Genomic DNA, 21837 nt, shown 5'->3' with positions numbered 1-21837 from the left:
TAATACCCATAAAAATCCCCGGATTTCTCCAGGGAACTATTCAAATAAACTAATGATGAAAAACTTAATGTTAAAATTAACATGTTTTAATTCACCACATTATGAGTATAATCATAAAACTTTTCCAATACAGCTTCAAAATATCAAATCCTGAGTACTTCAATAGCATAAATAAAAAATCCCCGGATGTCTCCGAGGATAAAAACTAATAACCATGAACTCAAATTAAATATGAGAATCGGGTGCAAAGTTAGAACATAATAATCGTTTTTGCAATTGTCAAGTCAATGAAATGCATTAATATTTTATTTGAGTCAATATATTTCAAAAAAAAGCCCTATAAAAAGGTCTTATATAGGGGCAGATTTCTAATGACCACGCGTGTTTAAGTGTATGATATACGTAGTTTTACGGATACAGTTGTAGTAATAACTCTACAGGAAACCGTAAGGCTGTTTAAATCTTATTCAGTAGTTTCGCCAAAATTTCAAAAATATCACTACATATCTCATTATTAAACACTATTTTCGTGAAAACTAAGAAAAAAGCCATGGATAAAAAGCTAAACATAAATGCGTATATCCCAATTTGTAATAATAAATACCTAAATTACACGTGTTTAATTCTCATAATTACGAGTATACTAATTATCATTTATAGTCTTAATACTACAACTGGTGCAGAATATAGTAGAACATTGTCATCTCTTATGTTGATTCAGTTTTTATCATTTTTTGCAGGTAGCTTTTTAGGATTCCTTTTTGGCTTCCCTTCTCATAACAATAACAACAGCTTACTAGAAAAGTATCAACGTAATTCTTCACTAAAAGAAATAACTAGCTGGTTAACAAAAATTATTGTTGGTATTACTCTGGTTGAATTTAAAGATATTTTTAAATACTTAAAATTAATCATTCATCATCTATCTTATTCGCTAAGTAAAGACGATAGTCATACAGTTATTATTGGTTCTATCATAGGAACATTTTTTATTTTAGGATTTATAGTTTTCTTTATTTTATCTGTAACTACTATTTTTGAAGAATTAGTAGTTAACGATAAAAATATAGAATCAATATTAACAGGCGAAGCAATGAACCCAAATATTGTTTATGTCCATAATGAGGACAAATTAAATAATCATTTAAATTCTGACTTTTCTAAAATGGAACAAAAAGATAAGCAAGAAATTTTAAATTATGTTTCATCAAATGGTGTTGACAAATTAAACCCTTTATTAACAAAAAGACTTGGTAAGTTTTTATACGCAATGGATGAATACGAATTAGCAGCAAAAGCTTATGAAATGGCATACATTAAAGATAAAGATGAAAAAATAAGCTTATTAAACGCATGTTATATCAAAAGTAAATTACTTAAAGATTTCGATAACTCAAACAAAAAATTAAAAGAGTTAATAAAAAATGAACCAACTTACGCTCCCGCTTATTACAATTTAGCATGTAATTATAATAGGGAATATCTTGAATTCAAAGATGCAATTAAAACTGATTACGTGAATACGTTAAAAAGCAAAGCCGAAGCTAATCTTACCGAAGCCCTTAGGCTTGACAAAGGTCTTTATAGTGAAGCAAAGCAAGATGAAGCCTTAAATGGTATAGATATTGAAGATATATTTAGTAAATCTAAAGATGATAACACAGAATAAACATAGATAGTATGTATATTTAATATGCAAATATTGCGTATTAAATATATTTAATTAATTTTACACTCGAAAACTGACACAATTTCAAAAAACTACCATATGAAACTTCAAGATTTGATCAACATCTAAGATCTAAATGTCGAGTTTATTTAAACTCGTCACACATTCAGCAACTACAAACTAAGATTACATTAATGTTAGTTTGAAAAAAAAGAATCCCCACCTAAAAACAGTGGGGATCAGTTATTTAAAGACATAAAATTCAACAAGTTCACCTCTCAAAGAATAATAATCCTCACTCTTTCTTCTCCGGATCAATCCATTTAAAGTTTTTCTATCTACCGTAATTTAGCGGTTTCTTTTAGGTATTTTCACGGTTATGCTTGTAGTAATAACTCTACGGAAAACCATAATGCTGGAGTTTAGATTGTTTATATATTTGAGATATAAATTAATAAAGATGAGAAGTTTTACCAAAAAAGATTATGATCAGTTAAAAATTGAATTGGAAATATTTAAAACTAACGCTAAATTTACAGTAAATAATGACCACATATCAATTGGTTATCCAGCAAGAGATCAAGAATGTGAAAACTTTGCCGATTTAATTAGTAATTTTTTTGAAGAAGAAAAAATAAAGGTAAATAGATGGGATCTAATTAGAGAAGGTGAGTTACCCGATACAGATATATTGTTTCAAGATGCGCCCGATAATTCTATAATGATTTCTATATTTCCTAGATAATAACAATCCCCACTGTTTAGTGGGGAATTTTTATTTCGCAAAGAACAAATCAGCCTCCGCTTTTCTTCTTCGGATCAAACCATTTAAAGTTTTTCCGCCTGCTGTAATATATTTTGTGGTAAACCAGGTTCTGATTGCATCCTCGCCTGCTCTTTTGTTGATCAGGGAAAACAGAGTATCAGATCCGCCTGTATTGTAAGTGTGTGATACAAGGGCATCAAATTGGTTTTGAGTAAGGGCTATTTTTACTTTATTGTTTACTATTTTTTCATAGATTGGTAAAACAGATGAAAATAATTCTATTCCTTTTTCTTTTGTGATAGCCGGATCTTTCATGGTAACTTTCTTTCCACCCGGATAGTAAGTATTTCCGTACCCTATGGTTGGAATTCCCGCAGAATCAAGATAAGGTTTGGAGCTGAATCCTTCGAATGATACGATCAGATTGATTCCTTTTTGTGATGTTTTCATTTTTTTAAATATTTATAGATGAAAAAGACGATGATTAAAGCGATTCCTATCAGAGTGATGAAGATCCAGGCTGCAACTTCAAAACCTGTTGATTTTATCTTTCTTGTCTCTTCTGAAACCTTCGCCTTCACTTCTTTGATGGTTTCTTTTGAAACAGCTTTCTGAGCCACATCCTGAACAATATATACTGATTCTTCTTTTTTGACCTCTGATTTTTTATGGTCTGCTTTTGTATAATGGTTGCTGATGGTATATTCTGCATTTCCCATGATAGAAATACTTTGGACGGTATCTTTTCCCAGTACATTATGAAAAACAAAGGGATTGGATAGATCAGATTTTCCTTTGATCACCATATCTCCAGACATTTCATTTTTTGATTCTTTGAGAGATACGTCTTCAGATGTACTTTGAACTGATTGCAAGTTTTGTAAGCTTGAGGAATCGGTTTTTACATTTTCCGTTTCTGTTCTGTTTTCTTTGTAAGTGGTTGTAATTTTATGTTTACTCCTGCAGCCGAGCATGAGACCGCTCAGCAGAAGCAATATTAGAATTTTCGCTTTCATTGGTTTTATTTTTAAGTCTTTTGTTTTTTTAGTTTTCAATGCGAGGAATTCTAATTGAAATTCAATTCCTTACATGAATATTTTATCTTCTTTCACATATTCTTTTCTGATGCTGTCTACCAGCATGTCTAAGCTTACTTTATAGCTTTTATCTTTTAATGCAATGGCTTTTAAGCTGACATCCTGTATCACATTCATAATATTGGAACCGGTGAGCTCATATCGTTGGGCAATTTGATCTAAGTTGATATCATCCAGCTGTAATTGTACCGGTAAGTTTTGCTGCCAGATACGCAGACGCTCTTCATGCTTTGGATTATTGAATTGTATGCAGCTATGAAAGCGTCGCGTAAAGGCTTTATCCATATTATTTTTAAAGTTGGACGCTAGAATAATAAGCCCTGAAAAGGTTTCTATACGTTGTAATAAGTAAGAAACTTCCTGATTGGCATATTTGTCATGCGCATCTCTTACAGTGGTACGTTTCCCGAAAATAGCATCAGCTTCATCAAAGAATAAGATCCAGTTTTTATTTTCTGCTTTATCGAACAGTTTAGCCAATTGCTTTTCTGTTTCTCCGATATATTTGGAGACAAGCATAGAAACATCTATTCTGAAAACCGGACGGTTGGTATATTTCCCTAAAAGACTTGCTGCAAGGGTTTTTCCTGTCCCCGGATCTCCATAGAACAATACTCTGAATCCTGGCTTAAGCTTTTTCTGCATGCCCCATTCTTCCATAAGGATATGCCTGCTATTATACCATTCTTCGATATTCTGAAGCTCGTTTAGTGTAGCATCAGGGAGTATTAAATCTGACCAAGATCTAAGGGTTTTCACTTGTTCTGCCGGAAAATCATTGCTCATTTTAGGGAGAGATTCTAAGCCGAAGATCATCGTACTGAAGGCTTCAGGATGAATGCTGATCTGGCTATTCATTGCTATAGGATCATGACTGGAAAAAACAAGAATTTCTTCTCTGATTAAAACGGAATCTGATCCGAAATAATCCAGTGTTTTTAATCTTTCAGAAATATTTTCACCTCCTAAAATATACTGAATGGTCTGGATTGTAGGATAAAAGAGCCTACCATTATCATTGGTTGAACAGAAGTCGAACAATGTATTTCCCGGAAATTCGAGAAAGATACGCTTCAACAATGTTGGTTCCAATCTTGGAAGTAATGCTATTAAAAGGATAATAATTTCCTTATGGGTAAGCCCTTTCCCTGAAATATAATGTCCTAATTGAAAGTTTTCATGGTTATTGGGATTAAATTCAGGGGCTCCTATATTAAAATCCTCTGAAGGATTGTTGATACGCCATGTAATAACCTTTTCTAAATGAGTAAATAATTCTTGTAATTGTTCTGACTCCATGAGATTTGATTCTTGTTTATTGTTGAAACGATCTGTTTATTTTCCATTAAGGATAACCTCAGCTGACACGCTCCGATTTCACGGAATTTGTTAACTGATTTTGGAAAATTAGATATGGTAATTGTTGATGATGCTTCTCCGTTGGAAATCAATGGTGACACATCGGAAGTTTCCAGTATTTTAAAGAGTTTTTTACTGGATGAGGATTGTATTTTCAGGAATGGCAATAAAGTACATTACCTATTTTTTATCTATGATTCTGGAATTATATTTAATTTTTACAGAATGTGGCGTTTATATTGTGATTATTCCTGAACCTCAAAATAGGCACATTCAATTCTTACATTTCTGGTTTGTCTTACCTGCCCACCAATCCATCTATCTTGGTTAATTCCAGCTTGTAAATACCCCGTAGCTAGCAGTGTATCATTATCAGCATCAAAAATATCACATCGTACAGATTGAGTGAATGCACGAAGATCTGCATTAAAATTAAAAATCAGAAAATCCCATGCGCTATAATGATCCGTAACAGAATCTTCACTTCTGGCTCTGTCACCCCAATACTGAGAGGATACCATATATTGAATCGGAACTTCGGTTTTATTAATAAATTTAATTTTCGTGTTGATAATCTCTATTTTTTGTCCAAAATCTGCTTTATTAATTTCTAGTGCTACATTAAAATTATTCACTTCTCCAAGATAGAATCCATCAGGAATACCCGGCAAATTATTTCCAAATAATCGACTAATACGATAGCTCTTATTCAAAGCATAATTCAGACTATAATATACAGTTCCATTTAAATCACCTGATACTGTTTTTTTAATTTCAGCTGTATAAGGTGCGCTACCTAATAAGTATTGTTTTACTGCACCTAAACTCATAGCGTTTTTTATGGTAATCATTTGATCTTCTTCATTCGATGAACTTATGGCAACCTGCATTTTAATATCATCAATATTATTTGTAGTATAGTAAAATGTTGCATCATCTATAGTTACTAAACTATTGGCAAGGATTAATAATTCTCTTCTATTAAGAGTATCTTCCTTATGCTTTAAAGAGTCTATCAGGTCTGTGAACTGGCTTTGCGTTGGATATTTTCCGGTTTCGAAATAGGTTTTTAACTGGTCTCTGGTTATTAGTTTATTATCCTCCATACTATTTTTATTTCGTTTTGTTTTAAAGTTCAAAATTCATCATTTTTTAATTCCTGAGGAAGTTTTTGGGTTTATCTATTCTGTAGTTGCAGCAATTTTCAGATTAAAAATCATAAAATCATTCATTATAGTTGACAAAATAAATTTAAACCTATTTAATCTACAGAATAACTACATTCGATTCTTATATTTTTCATTCCCTTAACATGACCACCATCCAAAGAGGTATGATTTTCTCTGGCAACAAGATAAGCTGTTGTCAAAAGAGTATCATTATCGGCATTATAGATATCACATTTTATCGTATTCTCTATCTTTGTAAGATCTGCTTTGTAATTGAGATATAAATAGTCTCCCAGATCATAATGGTCAGTAACAGTATCTTCTGTTCTATACCTATCACCCCATCCGGTGGCTTGAAGTCTGTATTGGATAGGAACTTCCGTTTTGTTCACAAACTTCACATTGGTATGTAAAATGTTTATCTTTTTCCCGTAATCCACTTTTGAAAGCTGTATTGGCAATCCTACGCTTTCCAGTTCGCCAAAGTCGAATCCCGCAGAAACGGTCTTGAGATTATTTCCGAACAATCTCGCAATAGTATAGGTTTGATTTAATTGGTAAGTCAAATTATAATATTCATTTTCTTTTAAATCACCTTCTATAATTTCTTTTACTTTAATCGTATAAGGTGCGCTGCCTATAATAAACCTTCTATCTAATAAGCCTTTGAAATCTCCCGCTGAGAATACCTGATCTTCTGCATCGTTTGTGCTTATCACAAATGAAAATTTCAGGTTTCCCACATTATTTACTAAACAAATAATATATACATTATCGATAGATGCTAAATTATTAGCAAGGATTGCCAATTCTTTTTTGGTAAGGACATCTTCCTTAAGCCTTAGAGAGTCTATTAAGTCTGCAAATTGAACTTCTGTTGGATATTTACCGGTTTCAAAATAGGCTTTTAACTGATCTCTGGTAGTTAGTTTATTTTCTTCCATAATACTATTCTTTACAGCTTTGCATTCAGCATCACTGTTTGGGTTTTCAATGATTATTTATATTGTATTTTAAATTTGAGATTATTTTTGGGGATATATTTATAGCAGTATTATTTTTCATTTCTGTAATAATCACACTCAATTCTTACATTTCTGATTTCTTTTATTTCTACTCCACCTGTAGTTTGGATGTTCTGCCCAGCTTCCAGGTTAATGGTCTTTAAAAGCTTATTGCTATCCATATCATAGACACTACACCCTATAGACTGATTTGTGCCCCGAAGGTCTGCTTTAAACACTAAATAAAGAATATCATGCATATCATAATGATCAGTAACGATGCTTTTACCCGTATAAGGATTTGCCCATTGTCCTGCCTCTATCTTATATTGAACAGATACCTCTGTTTTATTAACAAATTCAATATTTGTGTGTGCAATTTTTAATTGTTGTCCTGCATTCATCTTATTTATCCTTGCGTTTAACCACCTATCCTCAGACATCACAAACTCTAATCCCTCAGGAATTGTTGGAAGAGTATTTCCAAATATTCTTACCATTCTGCTGGTAGTATCACTCGAAACAATCTCTAAATAATAATACTCATTCTCTCCTAATCCTTCTGCAGGGAATTTTTTTGTTCTAAAGGTATAAGGACCATTACCAAATAAATATTGCTTTATTTCACCTCTGGGCGTATTCTCTATAATGATCTCCTGAACCTCTTCATCATCAGAGCTGATCAATATTGGAAATTTTTGATTTTCAACACCAAACGCATAAAAACCAAGGTATACATTATTTATAGAGACAATGCTGTTAGCCATAATGATGGCTTCCTTATTCGTAAAGCGGTCTTTTTTATGCTTTAAAGAATCAATCAGGTCCGAAAACTGACTTTGTGTAGGATATTTACCTGTTTCAAAATAGGTTTTTAGCTCTTCTCTCGTGATGGGTTTATTTTCTTCCATGATAATATTTTTTACGGCTTATTGGGTATAAAAGCCTTAGGTTTTAGATGATTATTTATAGTATGTTTTTAAGATTCGAAACTTGTTTTTTGTGTTGGGAAAAATTTTGTAGCCCGTTATTCAGTAGTGTCAGTCCTTTTTTTTAAAAAATCGGATAGCTGGTTGCTTAAGTTTCAGTGCTCAAAATTCATACTTTTTTTGTTCATGGGAAAGTTTTTTGACCTTACTATTCTGTAGTTGCAGTGGGTTCTGTTTTTTTGGAGAATGAGATGTATTAGTGCTGGAGAGAAGAATTGAGTAATGGAGATTTTATAAACGCAAAGGTTTCTTCTTAGTTACGCTTTATTTTAAGTAAGCTAAGGAGGGAATCAATAATCGATTCTGATAAAGCGGCTGATTGATTTGCGTGATATTTTTTTTAAATTCTTTCATAGATGTTTCAATAAAAAGGCTCGGATTATAAAATCCGAGCCTTGTTTTTTACTATATGTTCAAAGTATAGTTTCCTTTATGAAGAGATCATTTATTAATCCAGTTTAAAGAAGAAATATACTACTGCCGCCCATTCTTTTTTGATGCCTTTTGCATAGCCTATAGTGCTTCTGCTACTACTTTCTACCGTTCCATCATCTTTGATATAACCAATGGTTGAACGGCTGCTGTTTTCTACTGTTCCATCGCTTTTCACATAGCCTACCGTAGAACGGCTCTTATTTTCAATTGTTCCGTCACTTTTGATATACCCAATTGTACTGCGACTTTTATTTTCAATCGTTCCGTCACTTTTAATATATCCTACTGTGGAATGGCTGCTGTTTTCTATGGTTCCGTCACTTTTGATATAACCTGTAGTACTGCGGCTCCCGGATTCTATAGTCTGTGCACTTATAGCAGAAAGCCCGAAGAACAAAGAGCAAAGGAATAGTGCTTTTTTCATATTTAAGATTTTAATGGGTTATTAATCTGGGGTTATTTGATGTATTCAAAAGTATTGATTATTCTTTTATGTTGGATGATTGAAATGAGACTGGGTGATGATTGGGGAAAGAAAAAGCGAAACTTTTTGTAAAGTTTCGCTTTATAAATTATAGTTTTATTTTATAAATTTAATGCTTTTTCTAAAGCATCACATCTTTCTTTGAAATAAGTTAGATCTACATCAGGAAATAACTTAGGAAAACGTTTAATAATATTTTTCATTTGATGTAAGACTCCCTCTGCTGAATACGTAAACGTACCGTCTTTAAATTTATCAAGAAAAGGTTTGGGACCATTAAAATAATAAGTACCAGCTTCCATATAACAAGGTTTGTAAGTGCCTAGTTTTTTTACAATATCCTGTGTATCAATATAAAAATATTGCCAATAATATACAGCTTTGCAAGCAATCATAGTATTATAGTATTCTTCGAAATTCATATCCATTTTAAACCAGATACCTGAATCAAAAAAATAAATAGGACAAGGGTAAACACCTTCCTCTCTTAATATACAACCATATGTCCCATCATCTCCATGACCTGACTTATGAAAATAATTAAGTTTAGGTAAAAACTCTTGCCAGATAGCTTCAGCTTCAGGTTGAGAATTGTTTTTCCAAAAACGGCTGTCATTATTGTAATTATCCCAAAAATGAGAAGGATACCCCAATGATTCAAAAAGACCTAAGATTTTAAAACCTCCCCAAAGATATTCTTCATCTAAATCATTAGTTGTAGAAGACCAATCTAAGATTAAGCTACTTATAGAATTGTACTGATAATCTTCTTCAGGAATTTCAACTTTAATCCAATCTTTAGCCCTTGTTAATATTCTTTGGCTTAAAAAGTCAGCATTTTTTATTACTTCTTCAATATTATTTTTATTTACTGTTAAGTTATTATTATACAACTCTTTAATAAAATTATTTAGTTTTTCAATTACTACCATGTTATTTGTTTTATAAATATAAATTAGAATGTTATTTGATTTGATGTTATTAAATTATCTATGGTAATCATTCCTGAAACAAAAATATCTTTATCAGCTCTATTTGCATAGTAATTTGTCATGCTCATTTCAAACATATTAAAATCATTAAACCATTTTATCTTTTTTCGTTCTTCATTTACAGCTAAAGCAAATTTAGGATTTAAATTTAATTTATCAACTAATAAAGTTTCCCCTAAATCATTAATATTATATGGCATCGCAGGCTTTCCTTGTACAAAAACAGCTTCTTTTTTGTCTACCAATTGACCATTAGCGTCATAATTCCCGTCTTTGTTTTTATAATCCCCCCATTCTACTTTTATTTCCTTAGGAAAATATTTATTATTTTCGTTTTCGTTTCCGATGGGATCATGATATTCTATAATAGTGGTTTTATACCACATAATCCTATGTCTTTCTTTTTCTTCTAGTACTTTTTTACCATTCTTTTCCGCTTCCTCTTCCATATTAGAGTTTACGACTCTTGTAATAGGTACTAAATTCCATTTTACTCCAGGTCCATGTATTTTATCATTCAATAAATGACCTCTAATATAGATAAGATCACGGATTTTGACTTCTTTAGCCGTACCTTTTTCTGTAGCATAATTCCATCCTAATGGATCTTGATAAGGACCACTACCTTTTGTATTTCCTGGCATCCAAGTTAATGGTTTAGCTTCCACTTCACGAGCTCTTCCCATATTATCTTGCGTAGATGTTACAAATGTTTTTACAGTAGTTGGCTGTACTCCATCGTCAAATTTAATTGTTTTAAATAATATTGATAGTTTATCTAAAGCTTTATCCTGCAATTCATTTTGCTCACTTATAATTTTTTGTTTTGCTTCAATTTTGGTTTCATTTTCACCATTTTCATTATTAACTTTTAACCTTATACGCTCATTCTCTAATTTACTTAGTTTCGAATTTAATGGTGCTACTACACTTTCATAATGTGCTATCCCAGCCTCAACACTTTTCTTTTCACCTTCTGTTTGAGCAACTTTTTTAGCATTATTCAAATGACTCATAACAGAAATAGGTGTACTTTGCATATACAATTCTGCATTTTCCCCTTCTCCTTTAAAGTAAAGTTTGTGATTAACATTTTCTATATTTTTAAAAGTAATTTCGTCATTCCACCACTCAATTCCTTTAGTTACTTTCCTATGTTCTCCTACTCTTTCCTCTTTCTTATCTTTCTTCCCTATTCCAAACTTCCCAAGTAATCCTCTAGCTTTACCTTTCACAAAAGTCCAGAACTTCACAATCGCATTTTCAATACGCTGACGTATTTTGCGTATCACTCCTACAACTTTATCTGCTAATCCGCCAATTCCCAGTAATGAAGCAAGGAAGCCAATCAGTACCGGAACAGCTTTACCTAATGCATTTTCTATTGCTTTGGCTACTGCACCTACATTTCCGCTGGCAATTGCTTTTATACTATCTGTAAAGGCTTTCACAAGTTCCATAATCTGAGCTGCTCGCTGGATGAAGAATTTCACTACATCTATAATCGCCATAGCGGCTTTTATAAAGGCTCCAACCGGAGTCAGTAATCCCATCACCCATTTAATACCTGCCTGGATCACCTGATTTTGGATGATGTCCATAATAGCATCCATTACTGTTTCCTTCAGGTCTGCAAACTGGTCTTTCAAATGTTCCCAAAGTCCGGCAACACCTTCCTTACGAACAATCTGAACCATTTCAAAACCTGTTTCAAGAACTTTCATTACAGGTTCTCCTATTACTCTGGCTCCAATAGCTCTAATGCCATTCCATGTTAAACCAAGCATCTGTGTGGTGATAGAGAATACTCCTTTTAGAGAAAATACATCTTCCGGCATGATTAAAGAAATACCTTTCATCGCTCCGGTCAACCATCCGAAGAATCCGGTTTTAAGGTGAGTCCAGATGTTAGCTCCAAAATTGGTAAACCCTTGTGAAACTCCTGCAATAAGGTTTCTGAAGAATCCTATCGGATCTGTTATTATTGCCTGAATTGCTTCTATCACACCAGACAATAGATTGGTAAGGGTGTTTTTAATTTCAATAATGATTGCAAAAACGCTTGTTTTAAGCACATCAAGAGCTTTATTAATCAATCCGCTGTTCTGTGATTTCAGTTCAGTAATTCTGGCATCAATACCTGCTACATTGTCTGCGTATTTTTTAGCTAACGTATCAATTAATGCATTTTTTTTGTTGTTTACACTTTCCTCCAGGGCATTGAACTTATTCTGGATTTCTGTGATAGCTTCCTTACCTATTTTACGTAAACTTGGTGATAAACTGTCGACATATGTTTGCACATCTTTTTTGCCTTTAGCGATTCTGGTCTTAGCTGCATTAAGCTGAGTGGTAACATGGGTCGCGATATCGTCGATATAACGGTCCATAACTTTAATGTACAGCTCTTTACCACTATCAAAATATTTATTAACCTCATCAGGCAAGCTGGTAAGTTTATCCCATACCAATAAACCTAGAGCCGCCATAGCTCCATAGCTCATACCTGCTCTTCTGTAACGTCTCATCTTGTAAGCTTCCATTTCTTTATGTACATGATCTTCAAATGCTTTTTTGGCTACCTTACTTCCTCTGTCAAATTTTTCTGCTACAGATTTATCAAGGTTATTTAAAATACCATCCACATCCGTTTTGGAGCTATTATAAATACTGTTAATACGATCTGCAATTTCTTTACGTTTCTGGCTGTCTTTGGTTGCAGTTTGCTTTTGTTCACCATGAGCATGATCTAAACCACCTTTACGGGCACTGTGCATCCCACTGATTTGACGGATAGCTTGTGATTGAGCTTCTTCTTTGGTTTTCGCCAATTCACTTCCTTCTGTTTTTCTAAACTGCTGTGTAGCGGCGGCACTTTGGGTTTTTGCGTTGTTCTTTTCTGCCAACGCTTTTGTAAACGATGGTTCATTGGAATTAGCAAGCATACTATCAGTCACACCATTAGCTTTCATCTCGTTATCAATACTTGCGGTTTGCTCCTGAATAGGCTTCTCCACGCTTGCTGCATCTCTTTTAACAGGCATTGCCTTTGCCACACTTGGTGTACCCGGAGCTTTACCAACGTTAGGTGTTGGCATTTTGGCAACAGGTCGTACAGGTTGTCCTGTAATATCAGGTTTTTTAGCTGTTGCATCAGCGATATCATGTGAAGCTGCATTTTTCTCGTTCTTCACATCACCCATTGCGCTTTTATTTACTTCCTGGATGTTGTTATTTTTCTCAAATTCATCTGCCTCTGCTTCATTTGCAGGAAGCTTTATTCCTTTGATTTTTGCAGTCAATAAAGCTTTAAACTCGTTTTTACTGAATGTTCCGGGTTGTTGTTCATCCATAACATTCACCTGCCCTGCCTGTGCCATACTTTCACGTTCATTGGATGGTGATGGCGCAGCAGCCTGTGCATCGTTACTTGCTTTTGGTGCAGACTCGTGGCGTTTCTGTAATTTGGCTGTGGTATTGATGCTACCACTCAGCTCCATAAAGCCTGGATTATCTTTAGCACTTGCAGGTGTTTTAACTTCACTATTCATCTCTACGACATCATCCGCAGGTAGTGATTTGGGTTGCTCCATAGGTACAATACCCGATTTCTCCGATGTACTTTTTGCCGTTGCCTGTTTGACTGTTCCGATTACTCCCGTACTGTTTTTACTTCCCTGATAAGCTACTGCTTGTTCCTGCACGGTTTTTGGAAGATAAGTTCCCGATTTACCATCATTGTAATCACGTGCCTGATCAATGCTAGTAGTCGCCATATAGCTTTTTTCGGCTACTTTGGTTTGGGGATGGTTGATATCGCCAGTTTTTGCCAGGCTATTCTGGAACTTTCCGTTCATTATTTCTGACCCTTGATCATAAATGTTTTGTAAGCCAGAAGTTGCTCCAACACTTCCATTACGTCGGGATTGTTGTGTTTGGGTTCTGACCACATCTACCTCAGATAGAGGGATGACCACCGAGTCTTTGGGGCTTTGTTTTTTGCCCTTACTCTGATGGGATTTGTTGTCTTTTTCTACAGGATTTGCTGTTTTCATTGACTTAGTTTTTTAATTTCATATTGAGTTAAAAGGCGAACAAAACGCAATGATACTACTGCGTTTTATATACCTGCTGAACTGAAAAATCAGTCCGTGTATGGTGGATTTCTTTAAGAAGGTAAATAACCGGAAGCGTGTTCAGCGCTGCAATGAGAAACAGGGAATGCTGAACCACTTCTGGCTTTCTCTCTTTTGAGTTTTCAGGTTATTAGTTTCAAAATTCACTCTTTTGGGGGAGAATTACCCTTTTTTCAAGTGATGGATTCTGTAGTTGCAGCAAAGTATTTATCAAGAAATATTTTGCCACAATGGTGTAAGTATTTGAGTTGAATTATTTATCGTTATGGTGTCATTAAGTTTAAATACTTACTATTTTCAACTCCTACTTTCCCGCTTCCTATTCTATTGAATCACATCATCTTTCTTTTCTTCTTCATCAGGCTGTCTGTCTGATCTCACTCCATATCTGTTTTCAATAAAAAGATTGACTGATTTGTCGATCCAGTTAGGTAAATTCGTTGTGATCATCTTCAGGAATTTATCGTAGCCGTAACCGAGAACAAACAATATTCCTGTTGAATACCATTTGTCGTGCAGCTCAGCTCTGTTCATCAAATAACTCATTGTAAAGCCTACAATGATGACGATCATCAGGGTGATGAAGTGTTCCCACGGCTGTTTTTTCTCTTTATTTTGTATGGAGACCAATACCCTTAATAATCCTCCTGAAAAAGCTATTGCAGTTCCGATCAAAAGGGCTTTTATACTATCCAAATTCATCTTAGTATTATTGATTAAAGTTTTTTATTTTTTTCAGTAAGTCTGATCGGCTCATCATTCTTGGCTCAGAATGTACATATCGTCTAAAAATTTTCTGATTTTTTTGATATTCTCACTATCATCGGCATAGGCTAATTCGTCAATAAGATCATTGATATCTTTTCTTTGATCTTCCAGCTTTTCCTTATTTTTTTTCTTTTTCTTCTTTTCTTTTTTTTTCATGGTTATAGAATTTTATTAAATGAGTATTAGTTTTTTTAATCTTTAGAACATTAATTCAGACTGTACCTCAAGGTCAAACGGTTTCTTTTTTAAGCTCATCTTTAATTGAAAGCAACAGAACTAAAAAGCAAAAACAGTTTTTCACCTGAGTATTTCACCTATAAATTTAAATTTGAAAAAGATTCAGACACCGTCTTCAGTGGAGTCCGGTGAGGTTGTTATTGAGGGTTTTATATTACCATCAAGCCTGTTCTTATCTTTTTGAGAATGAATAATTTCAAGATCTAATTCATGGTATATATTAGTTCTAAAAGATTATTTAATAATAGCATTCGACGGAATGCTTGCCCTGAATTTTGTTTAACGATCTTCAAACTAAGCCTGAAGGATGATATTGTATATTGTTCTTTCCGATAGAAACAGCATTTCTGTAAGCTCTGTTACAATCACCTTCATTTGTTTATTTTGATTACGTCTTACATAATCGATCACAAAATCTTTTCTTTTTTCTACTAATTCTTTACTACGTTTCATTTTCTCTGGTTTAAAAAGTTTTTTGGTTATAGTTTTTTGAATCAGGCTTATAATTCTTATTTTCTGAATGTTTAATTAAGTCCACAAGAACTCCGTAAAGGTTATTTTTTTAACCTTTGAGCAGAAGCATGATTCCATTATTAAGTTTTGTTTTTTGGGAAGCCGATATCAGGTTTTTTCGAATTGAAATATTACTGGGACTTCTGTTTTTTTAATTTTACTTTCATATAAATATTTCTATTGATAGTTGTAAGGAATTGATGTTTTATAGACAATTCAATAGGCAGATTTATATCCAGTGGCTTGTTTTGTAAAGTTGCACAACAGTCTATTTTGTTTTTATTAAATTATTATTAAAAAAGACTGAGTTTGTTTTACAAATTTCATTTGTCCTTCAGAATGTATTAGCTATTTTGCCGTAAACTATAATTAATCGATTTTTTATATGCTCAACGGAAGCATTCTACATTTTGGGATAGTTTTTATTTTTCAAGAAAACAAAGAACAAAAGGACTGCTTTATTCAGATAAGAATCAAAAACAAACGCATTTTAACGCCACAAAAACGAACAACAAACGAACAAACAACACTTAAATACAATTAAAAAAACGTAATTATTGCATTTAAATTAGATTTAAAAGGTTATCTTTGTCTTAATCAGCGCTGAAAAAAGCAAAAAACTTAAAATCCATTTATAAAAAGAACCAGGTAAAAATCAAACCCCACAATCCTTTTAATTACAATATTTTACAATATAATATCAAAGCTTCAAAACATCAATCCAGCATTAAATTATAAATATAATTTTGTATATTTGCCATGTTTCGTTCTAACGGCGAAACAAATATACGAACATTGTTCGTTTTTCAAAATATAAAAGCGAATATTTTGCATATTTTTTCCATGTAAACTATTAAACACATCAAAATGAACTATTTAGAATTTAAAGAAATCAGGAAAAAGCTCAACATGAAGCAAGCTGATATAGCAAAATCTATAGGAGTAGGTACCCGAGCCGTACAATATTGGGAAAAAGGCGAACGGAAAATACCGGAAACAACGGCTTATTTCGTCACCAATTTATTACAGGAACAACAAAATAAACTTAATGATGACACTGCTTCTCCTGTAGTTTTTTCAAATTTAAAGATCATGAATGTTCCGCTTGCGAATCAATATGCACAAGCTGGCTACCTAAGCAGATTTGCTGATGAAGAGTATATTGAAAGCCTTCCTACCATTCCTTTTACTGATGATATAGAACATCGTGGTGAATACATGTGTTTCGAAGTAAAAGGAGACAGCATGGATAACGGATCGTATGAAAGCTATCTGGAAGGTGATATTATTTTATGTAGAAATATCAGACAGGATTACTGGATGAGTAAGCTGCATTATGATAAATGGGATTTTGTTATCGTTCACAAAGAGAAAGGTATTTTAGTGAAACGAATCATCAATCACGATGTTGAGAATGGTATTATTACCCTTCATTCTCTGAATGAATATTATGAAGACATGGAAATCCACCTTAAAGATGTTGCCAAACTCTTCAATATTATAAGTACAAGACGTAAGAATAACAGAAGATGATCAAAGAACGGATTTATTCAATAAAATCCTCAAAAACTGAGGATTTTATTGAGATTTTTTGGTAAGCAATATTAGGTACTAGTACAATCCACCTCTTTAGTATCTTCAATCTCAGCGGTGTCTCTTTTTATACTATAAATTATATCAGGAGTAACATTCACAAACCTAATATAACCTAGTCCACGCGTTTTATATTTATCCTCTGCATCTATAAGAAATTTTCTTATATTTTCTTTTAATGCCGGTACAAGATTAGGCAAAAGAATTGTACTTCCTTTCTTTGGAACAGGTGTATCATAAGTAGCTCTAGTCTTCCAGGAATATCCGCGTCCTCCATTACACATCACAGGTCCTGTATCATCATCCTGTGCTAACCAATAGCATTCTAAAGGATCTTTCCATTCGCCGGATTTAAACTCCAAAACATCAGACCAAACCGAGATCACATCAATTCCTTTTGATTTACAATATCTTCTCATTCTTATGTATAAAAGCTTACCATCAGGGAGTTTTGCATCATTCATATCAATATATTCTGATGGATTATCAAACCCAACCTTTGAATGAATAATGTGCTTAAATTCTTTATCCAATGCTATCTGATATTCCAATGTTATAAGGTCAAAAGGATCAGCAAAATAATTTATTACCAACTGACCATATTCCACTTCATCTACCGTATGTACCTTTGGAGGTTCACAAGTAGCACACTTCCCGACTATAAATTCAATTTTCTCTTCATCACTAACAGCACCTGCAGACAATTTAACTCTTAGATCGTAACTACCAAGACTATTAATAGGCAATTTTATAAATTCTTTATCCAAATCATCTATTATATTATGGGGAATTTCAGTATCAGAGTCCGAAGGTTTATAATATGCAGTTGCTTCTCCTATCAAGTCGGAAGATTCGTACTCTAGTTTAAATGAAATATCACATTTTAAACTTTCCATTTTTATTATGTTTTATTGTGTTATTATTATATTTTTCCTAATATCCAGAGAGGTACAGTTCTACTAATGAAAAATACCTCCCTTAGATTATCAGATACGATATAAAGAATTTGTAATTAAGAAAGCTCTTTATATCATATATTGAACTGAGATTAATTCTAACTCACCACGACTTTAATTATACTGACCCCAAATGCATCACTACTAACATCTTTAACCAAAAGCTGGAATCTGTAAGTTCCACGACTTGGATTTTTAACGACAAGACTAGAATTATTAATATTCTCGAGAGTTACTTCCGGACCTTCTAATTTACTCCAGAAATATTCAAGATCATCCAGATGAGGTATTGCTCTACCTACACCTTTTAACCCAAAAGTATTATTAGTAAGACCAAATAGATCAACATATAGAACATCATCCCCTCCCGGATAAGATGTAATAACAGGCAACTCAGGAGTACAGCAAGTTGAAACAGGCTTAAGACTCTTAACTACAATCGTTGGGCGGTATTCTTTTTTATAAGTAAGTGTGTTTGATGTTGCTTTGTTATTTTCTTCATCTATTACAATAGCCTTATAGGAATTTGTACCGACATTATTTATAGAATCCTCAACTACATTTCCTGATGGATTTTCCGCGAATAGACTCCATGTACTACCTCCATCAGTACTTTTATGAATCTGAATATCTTTAATATCACCATCTGCATCACTTGCCAAAACTTCAATTGAGTAGCTACAAGCAGGTTCTGTACAATCTCTATCTGCATTTCCTGATATATCATTCCATCTGATTGAGACTGATGGTGCGTGACTTTCTTTTCTATAAGACAGTATATTAGAAGTTACTTCATTTCCTTTTTTATCAATAACAACAGCCCAGTACGACTGTTTACCTGCCTTGTTTATTGAATCCGAAACCATATTTCCTTCTGGATTTTCCGCGAATAGAATCGATGCACCTCCTTCAATACTTTTATAAATCAGAATTTTATCAATATCACCATCTACATCATTTGCAGAAACTACAATTGTGAAATTACAAACCGGTTCTCTACATAATCTTTCATCAAGTACTGAAGTGTCTTTCCATTTGATTGAGACAGTTGGGGGATGATTATTTTCATCTGGTCCGATTCCGATACTATTAAATCCAGGAAGACCTGCAATACCTCCTTCTTCTCTACATGACCCCACTAAACCAAATCTAAAGTAGTATTTTTTACCTATAGGTCTTGTGATCGTCCTTTTTGGGCTATAAGATCCGGATTCAGTACTCCATCCCGCTGAAGGATTTTCCGAAACAAAAATATTCAAGCCAGTAACTGTCGAAAGGTCTGATGGTAAGTCCCAATTAAATGTGAATGTCTGGTTACCATTATCATTATCAACTACTGTGTAGGTAATATCTGAAACCACCGGACAAGTTTCTGTCAGAGGCAGATTTACCTCAATTGTTTCAGCACACTCACCACTAATTACTTTTACTTTTACGGTTGGAATTCTATAAATGTTCAGCTCAGAGAAAGCATACGTAACAATTCCTCTTTCATCCGGCGCCATATTAACCCAACGACCATTATCCCAGAAGTCCCAACTGTAAGTATAATCTCCAATATTTTCTCCTGAAATCTTAAAGTTAACTATAGTATCTTTTGAATCTCCTTTTGGATAAGTAATAGAATCAGCTTTTATTTTGATATCCGGTTGTGGAAGTACTCTGACGGTGCATTTAGTAGGTTTTCCGTTTACAGTAAAGCTAATTTCTTTATTATAAAGCTCAGCGCTCACCAATGATGGGTTAAGGAAATACCTTCCGTCTACTAACACAACACCTCCGTTTAAGCCACCAGCTACAACAGCTCTCACATCACCATTCATAGGATATACAGTGAAAGGGATCAGGTCTGATTTGGCGCAAGCAATAGGGCTTGGCAAGCTTAATTTAACGTCAATTTTTGGAGTACAACATATGTAAGGAAGCGAAAAATCTGCAATCACTTTTGTATCTCTTCCTATATTATCAAAGATCAGTACAAAAGTACCTCCACGTTCTACACCGCGCTTATGTTCTAGCCCAGGATGTGCTTCTGCATACTCATTGAAATACGCTGTTGAAAGGTCTTTGTTATTCACCAATTCCTGTAAAGACAATGCCATAATATCAAATCCCAGCTGTTGTTGGTCTCTAATTTCCTTTATCTTGTCAAAAGCCTCTCTATAATCCATTCCCTGATGCCCTTCAATATTATAAAATGGATTATTGAATGTCAAATTCTCAAGAAACGAGCGATTGCTTATTCTGTCAAAATTCCATGTTTTTAGAAGTGCCTCTGAAGCCTCATAATAAAAAGGAATAGCTTTATTACTTAGTGGGTTTAACTTTTGAGACGGAGTAATTCTAATTTGGCTTTTAGTGCTTGAAAGTCTAAAGCTTTGTACCTGCTGATTAAAACGACGGATCAATAATTTAACCCTTTCCATTGCTTTTTCTTCATCTAAAACAGGTGAATTGTAAAACTGATGCCTAAAAGGATCCAGTTGCTTGTTGGGTATCAATTTCCCAAGCATTACATGTTTAGGAAAAGAAATCAAATCTGGAAGAGATACGGTAAATGCCTTAGGAAGTAATTTGATAATCTCAGAATAAGTATCCGCCAAATCCTGCACTACATCATAAGCATACTGGAACCCTATTTCTTGGGTAAGAATATTTTCTAATGTGCTTTTAAAACCTGGATGAGATGCTGTTCCCATTCCTATTACCTGAGAAATTGCGTTGATTTTCTCAAAAATAGCCTGTCCGTAATCATTTTTTTGTAAAACCTCCTGATAAAGCTTTTTGATATCGGAAGGGAGAATATTTGTATCAGTTTTATCATTTAAAATAAGTCTTTCTACAACTACTCTTTCTTGTTTTACCGGCTTCATAATATCCTTTAGAAACAAAGGATGGGTCTGAATACTATCTCTTCTGTTTGGCACAGGTTCACCGGTCACAGGATCAATGGTAAAACCAATCTGCCCGATAATATAAGCCATTTGTTTTTCTGTAGTAACCAGCACTTTGAGGTTTCGGATTTGCTGGATTCCGTGATTATCACAATCTACTCCTCTACAGGGTTTAATATCTTTTTCGTAATCTTCCAGATATAGCAAAACACATTTGTTTTCCAGATTTGAAAGATCATTAATAGGTTGAAAATCAGTAGTTGCTTCTTCAGCTGTTGCCAGTTCCCAAAGTTCAATCTGTTTTGTCTTTTTATCGTCATAAAACGGAGCATACCCTACTTTAAAGTTATCATATGCCTTAAAATGTGTGTATTTTTTGTTTTCTATGTTGATAGTTTTCAAATCACTCACATACAAATCTTTGCTCACTTCACTTGTTTTATTGAGGGTAAGCAAATCTCCGTCGGTTGTTATAGCTACTCCCTGGGAAAGCTGTATATTGTTCAACCGTTTATCAACATAAACGAGCTTAGGTTTGAAGCCACATACAACACCCACTCCCTCCAGCATTACTCTGGATAAACGATCCTGATCTTCAAAATAATCCAAAAATTCATTGAAGTGAGTTTTTTCTATGTATTGTCCTTTACTGAACTTTCGGTATCGGACTGCTATATTACTTAATTTATTATTCATTATTTTTCATTTTTAATGATTGATTAAGGTGATTTTTATAAACTTCTCAGGTAGAAATTCATCTACCCAAGAAGTATGTT

Annotated in this window: 17 protein-coding genes; 3 read left to right on the top strand and 14 right to left on the bottom strand. The window is 33.6% G+C overall.

Translation table 11 applies throughout. The features are described from left to right. Positions 1 to 529 precede the first annotated feature (529 nt). On the top strand, positions 530 to 1669 hold the full coding sequence (locus BBI01_RS02070; protein WP_123862053.1) for a tetratricopeptide repeat protein: 1140 nt from the start codon (positions 530 to 532) through the stop codon (positions 1667 to 1669). A gap of 460 nt (positions 1670 to 2129) precedes the next feature. Next, complete coding sequence (locus BBI01_RS02065) at positions 2130 to 2414, top strand: hypothetical protein (protein WP_123862052.1); 285 nt, start codon at positions 2130 to 2132, stop codon at positions 2412 to 2414. A 30-nt stretch (positions 2415 to 2444) separates the two neighbouring features. Here the strand turns inward: BBI01_RS02065 and BBI01_RS02060 are convergent, their stop codons facing one another. The 12 genes from BBI01_RS02060 to BBI01_RS22665 form a co-directional block, all read right to left on the bottom strand. Continuing rightward, on the bottom strand, positions 2445 to 2885 hold the full coding sequence (locus BBI01_RS02060) for a lysozyme (protein WP_065393024.1): 441 nt from the start codon (positions 2883 to 2885) through the stop codon (positions 2445 to 2447). Then, entirely contained in the window at positions 2882 to 3451 is a 570-nt protein-coding gene (locus BBI01_RS02055; RefSeq protein WP_123862051.1) for a hypothetical protein, read from the bottom strand. Before BBI01_RS02055 ends, BBI01_RS02060 begins: the two co-directional genes overlap by 4 nt. Positions 3452 to 3520: 69 nt before the next feature. Beyond that, on the bottom strand, positions 3521 to 4831 hold the full coding sequence (locus tag BBI01_RS02050) for an ATP-binding protein (RefSeq protein ID WP_065393022.1): 1311 nt from the start codon (positions 4829 to 4831) through the stop codon (positions 3521 to 3523). A gap of 305 nt (positions 4832 to 5136) precedes the next feature. After that, positions 5137 to 5997, bottom strand: a complete 861-nt coding sequence (locus BBI01_RS02040; protein WP_065393020.1) for a hypothetical protein — start codon at positions 5995 to 5997, stop codon at positions 5137 to 5139. A 155-nt stretch (positions 5998 to 6152) separates the two neighbouring features. After that, on the bottom strand, positions 6153 to 7004 hold the full coding sequence (locus BBI01_RS02035) for a hypothetical protein (RefSeq protein WP_065393019.1): 852 nt from the start codon (positions 7002 to 7004) through the stop codon (positions 6153 to 6155). A 110-nt stretch (positions 7005 to 7114) separates the two neighbouring features. Then, a complete protein-coding gene (locus tag BBI01_RS02030; protein WP_065393018.1) occupies positions 7115 to 7975 on the bottom strand; it encodes a hypothetical protein in 861 nt (286 codons plus the stop codon). 526 nt (positions 7976 to 8501) lie between these two features. Continuing rightward, positions 8502 to 8912 (bottom strand): 5-fold beta-flower protein, encoded by a 411-nt coding sequence (locus BBI01_RS02025; protein ID WP_065393017.1) that lies wholly within the window; start codon positions 8910 to 8912, stop codon positions 8502 to 8504. A 161-nt stretch (positions 8913 to 9073) separates the two neighbouring features. After that, positions 9074 to 9904 (bottom strand): hypothetical protein, encoded by an 831-nt coding sequence (locus tag BBI01_RS02020; RefSeq protein WP_065393016.1) that lies wholly within the window; start codon positions 9902 to 9904, stop codon positions 9074 to 9076. A gap of 23 nt (positions 9905 to 9927) precedes the next feature. Continuing rightward, on the bottom strand, positions 9928 to 14019 hold the full coding sequence (locus BBI01_RS22675) for a hypothetical protein (protein WP_065393015.1): 4092 nt from the start codon (positions 14017 to 14019) through the stop codon (positions 9928 to 9930). Positions 14020 to 14424: 405 nt separating this feature from the next. Beyond that, positions 14425 to 14802 carry a hypothetical protein gene (locus BBI01_RS02010; RefSeq protein WP_065393014.1) on the bottom strand — a complete coding sequence of 126 codons (378 nt, stop codon included), beginning with the start codon at positions 14800 to 14802 and terminating at the stop codon, positions 14425 to 14427. Between the two features lie 54 nt (positions 14803 to 14856). Then, positions 14857 to 15024, bottom strand: a complete 168-nt coding sequence (locus BBI01_RS22670; protein WP_165602206.1) for a hypothetical protein — start codon at positions 15022 to 15024, stop codon at positions 14857 to 14859. A gap of 375 nt (positions 15025 to 15399) precedes the next feature. Continuing rightward, complete coding sequence (locus BBI01_RS22665; protein WP_165602205.1) at positions 15400 to 15558, bottom strand: hypothetical protein; 159 nt, start codon at positions 15556 to 15558, stop codon at positions 15400 to 15402. A gap of 927 nt (positions 15559 to 16485) precedes the next feature. Here BBI01_RS22665 and BBI01_RS02005 point away from each other — a divergent pair. After that, the gene (locus tag BBI01_RS02005; protein ID WP_065393013.1) at positions 16486 to 17151 is read left to right on the top strand and encodes a S24 family peptidase; all 666 of its coding nucleotides are present in this window, start codon (positions 16486 to 16488) and stop codon (positions 17149 to 17151) included. Between the two features lie 71 nt (positions 17152 to 17222). Here the strand turns inward: BBI01_RS02005 and BBI01_RS02000 are convergent, their stop codons facing one another. Both BBI01_RS02000 and BBI01_RS01995 read right to left on the bottom strand, forming a co-directional pair. After that, complete coding sequence (locus BBI01_RS02000; protein ID WP_065393012.1) at positions 17223 to 18107, bottom strand: hypothetical protein; 885 nt, start codon at positions 18105 to 18107, stop codon at positions 17223 to 17225. A gap of 158 nt (positions 18108 to 18265) precedes the next feature. Further along, on the bottom strand, positions 18266 to 21757 hold the full coding sequence (locus tag BBI01_RS01995) for a PKD domain-containing protein (RefSeq protein WP_065393011.1): 3492 nt from the start codon (positions 21755 to 21757) through the stop codon (positions 18266 to 18268). Positions 21758 to 21837 lie beyond the last annotated feature (80 nt).

The sequence above is a fragment of the Chryseobacterium artocarpi genome, from assembly GCF_001684975.1.
GTDB classification, from domain to species: Bacteria; Bacteroidota; Bacteroidia; order Flavobacteriales; family Weeksellaceae; genus Chryseobacterium; species Chryseobacterium artocarpi.
This window is presented reverse-complemented; position numbering and strand designations above follow the sequence as displayed.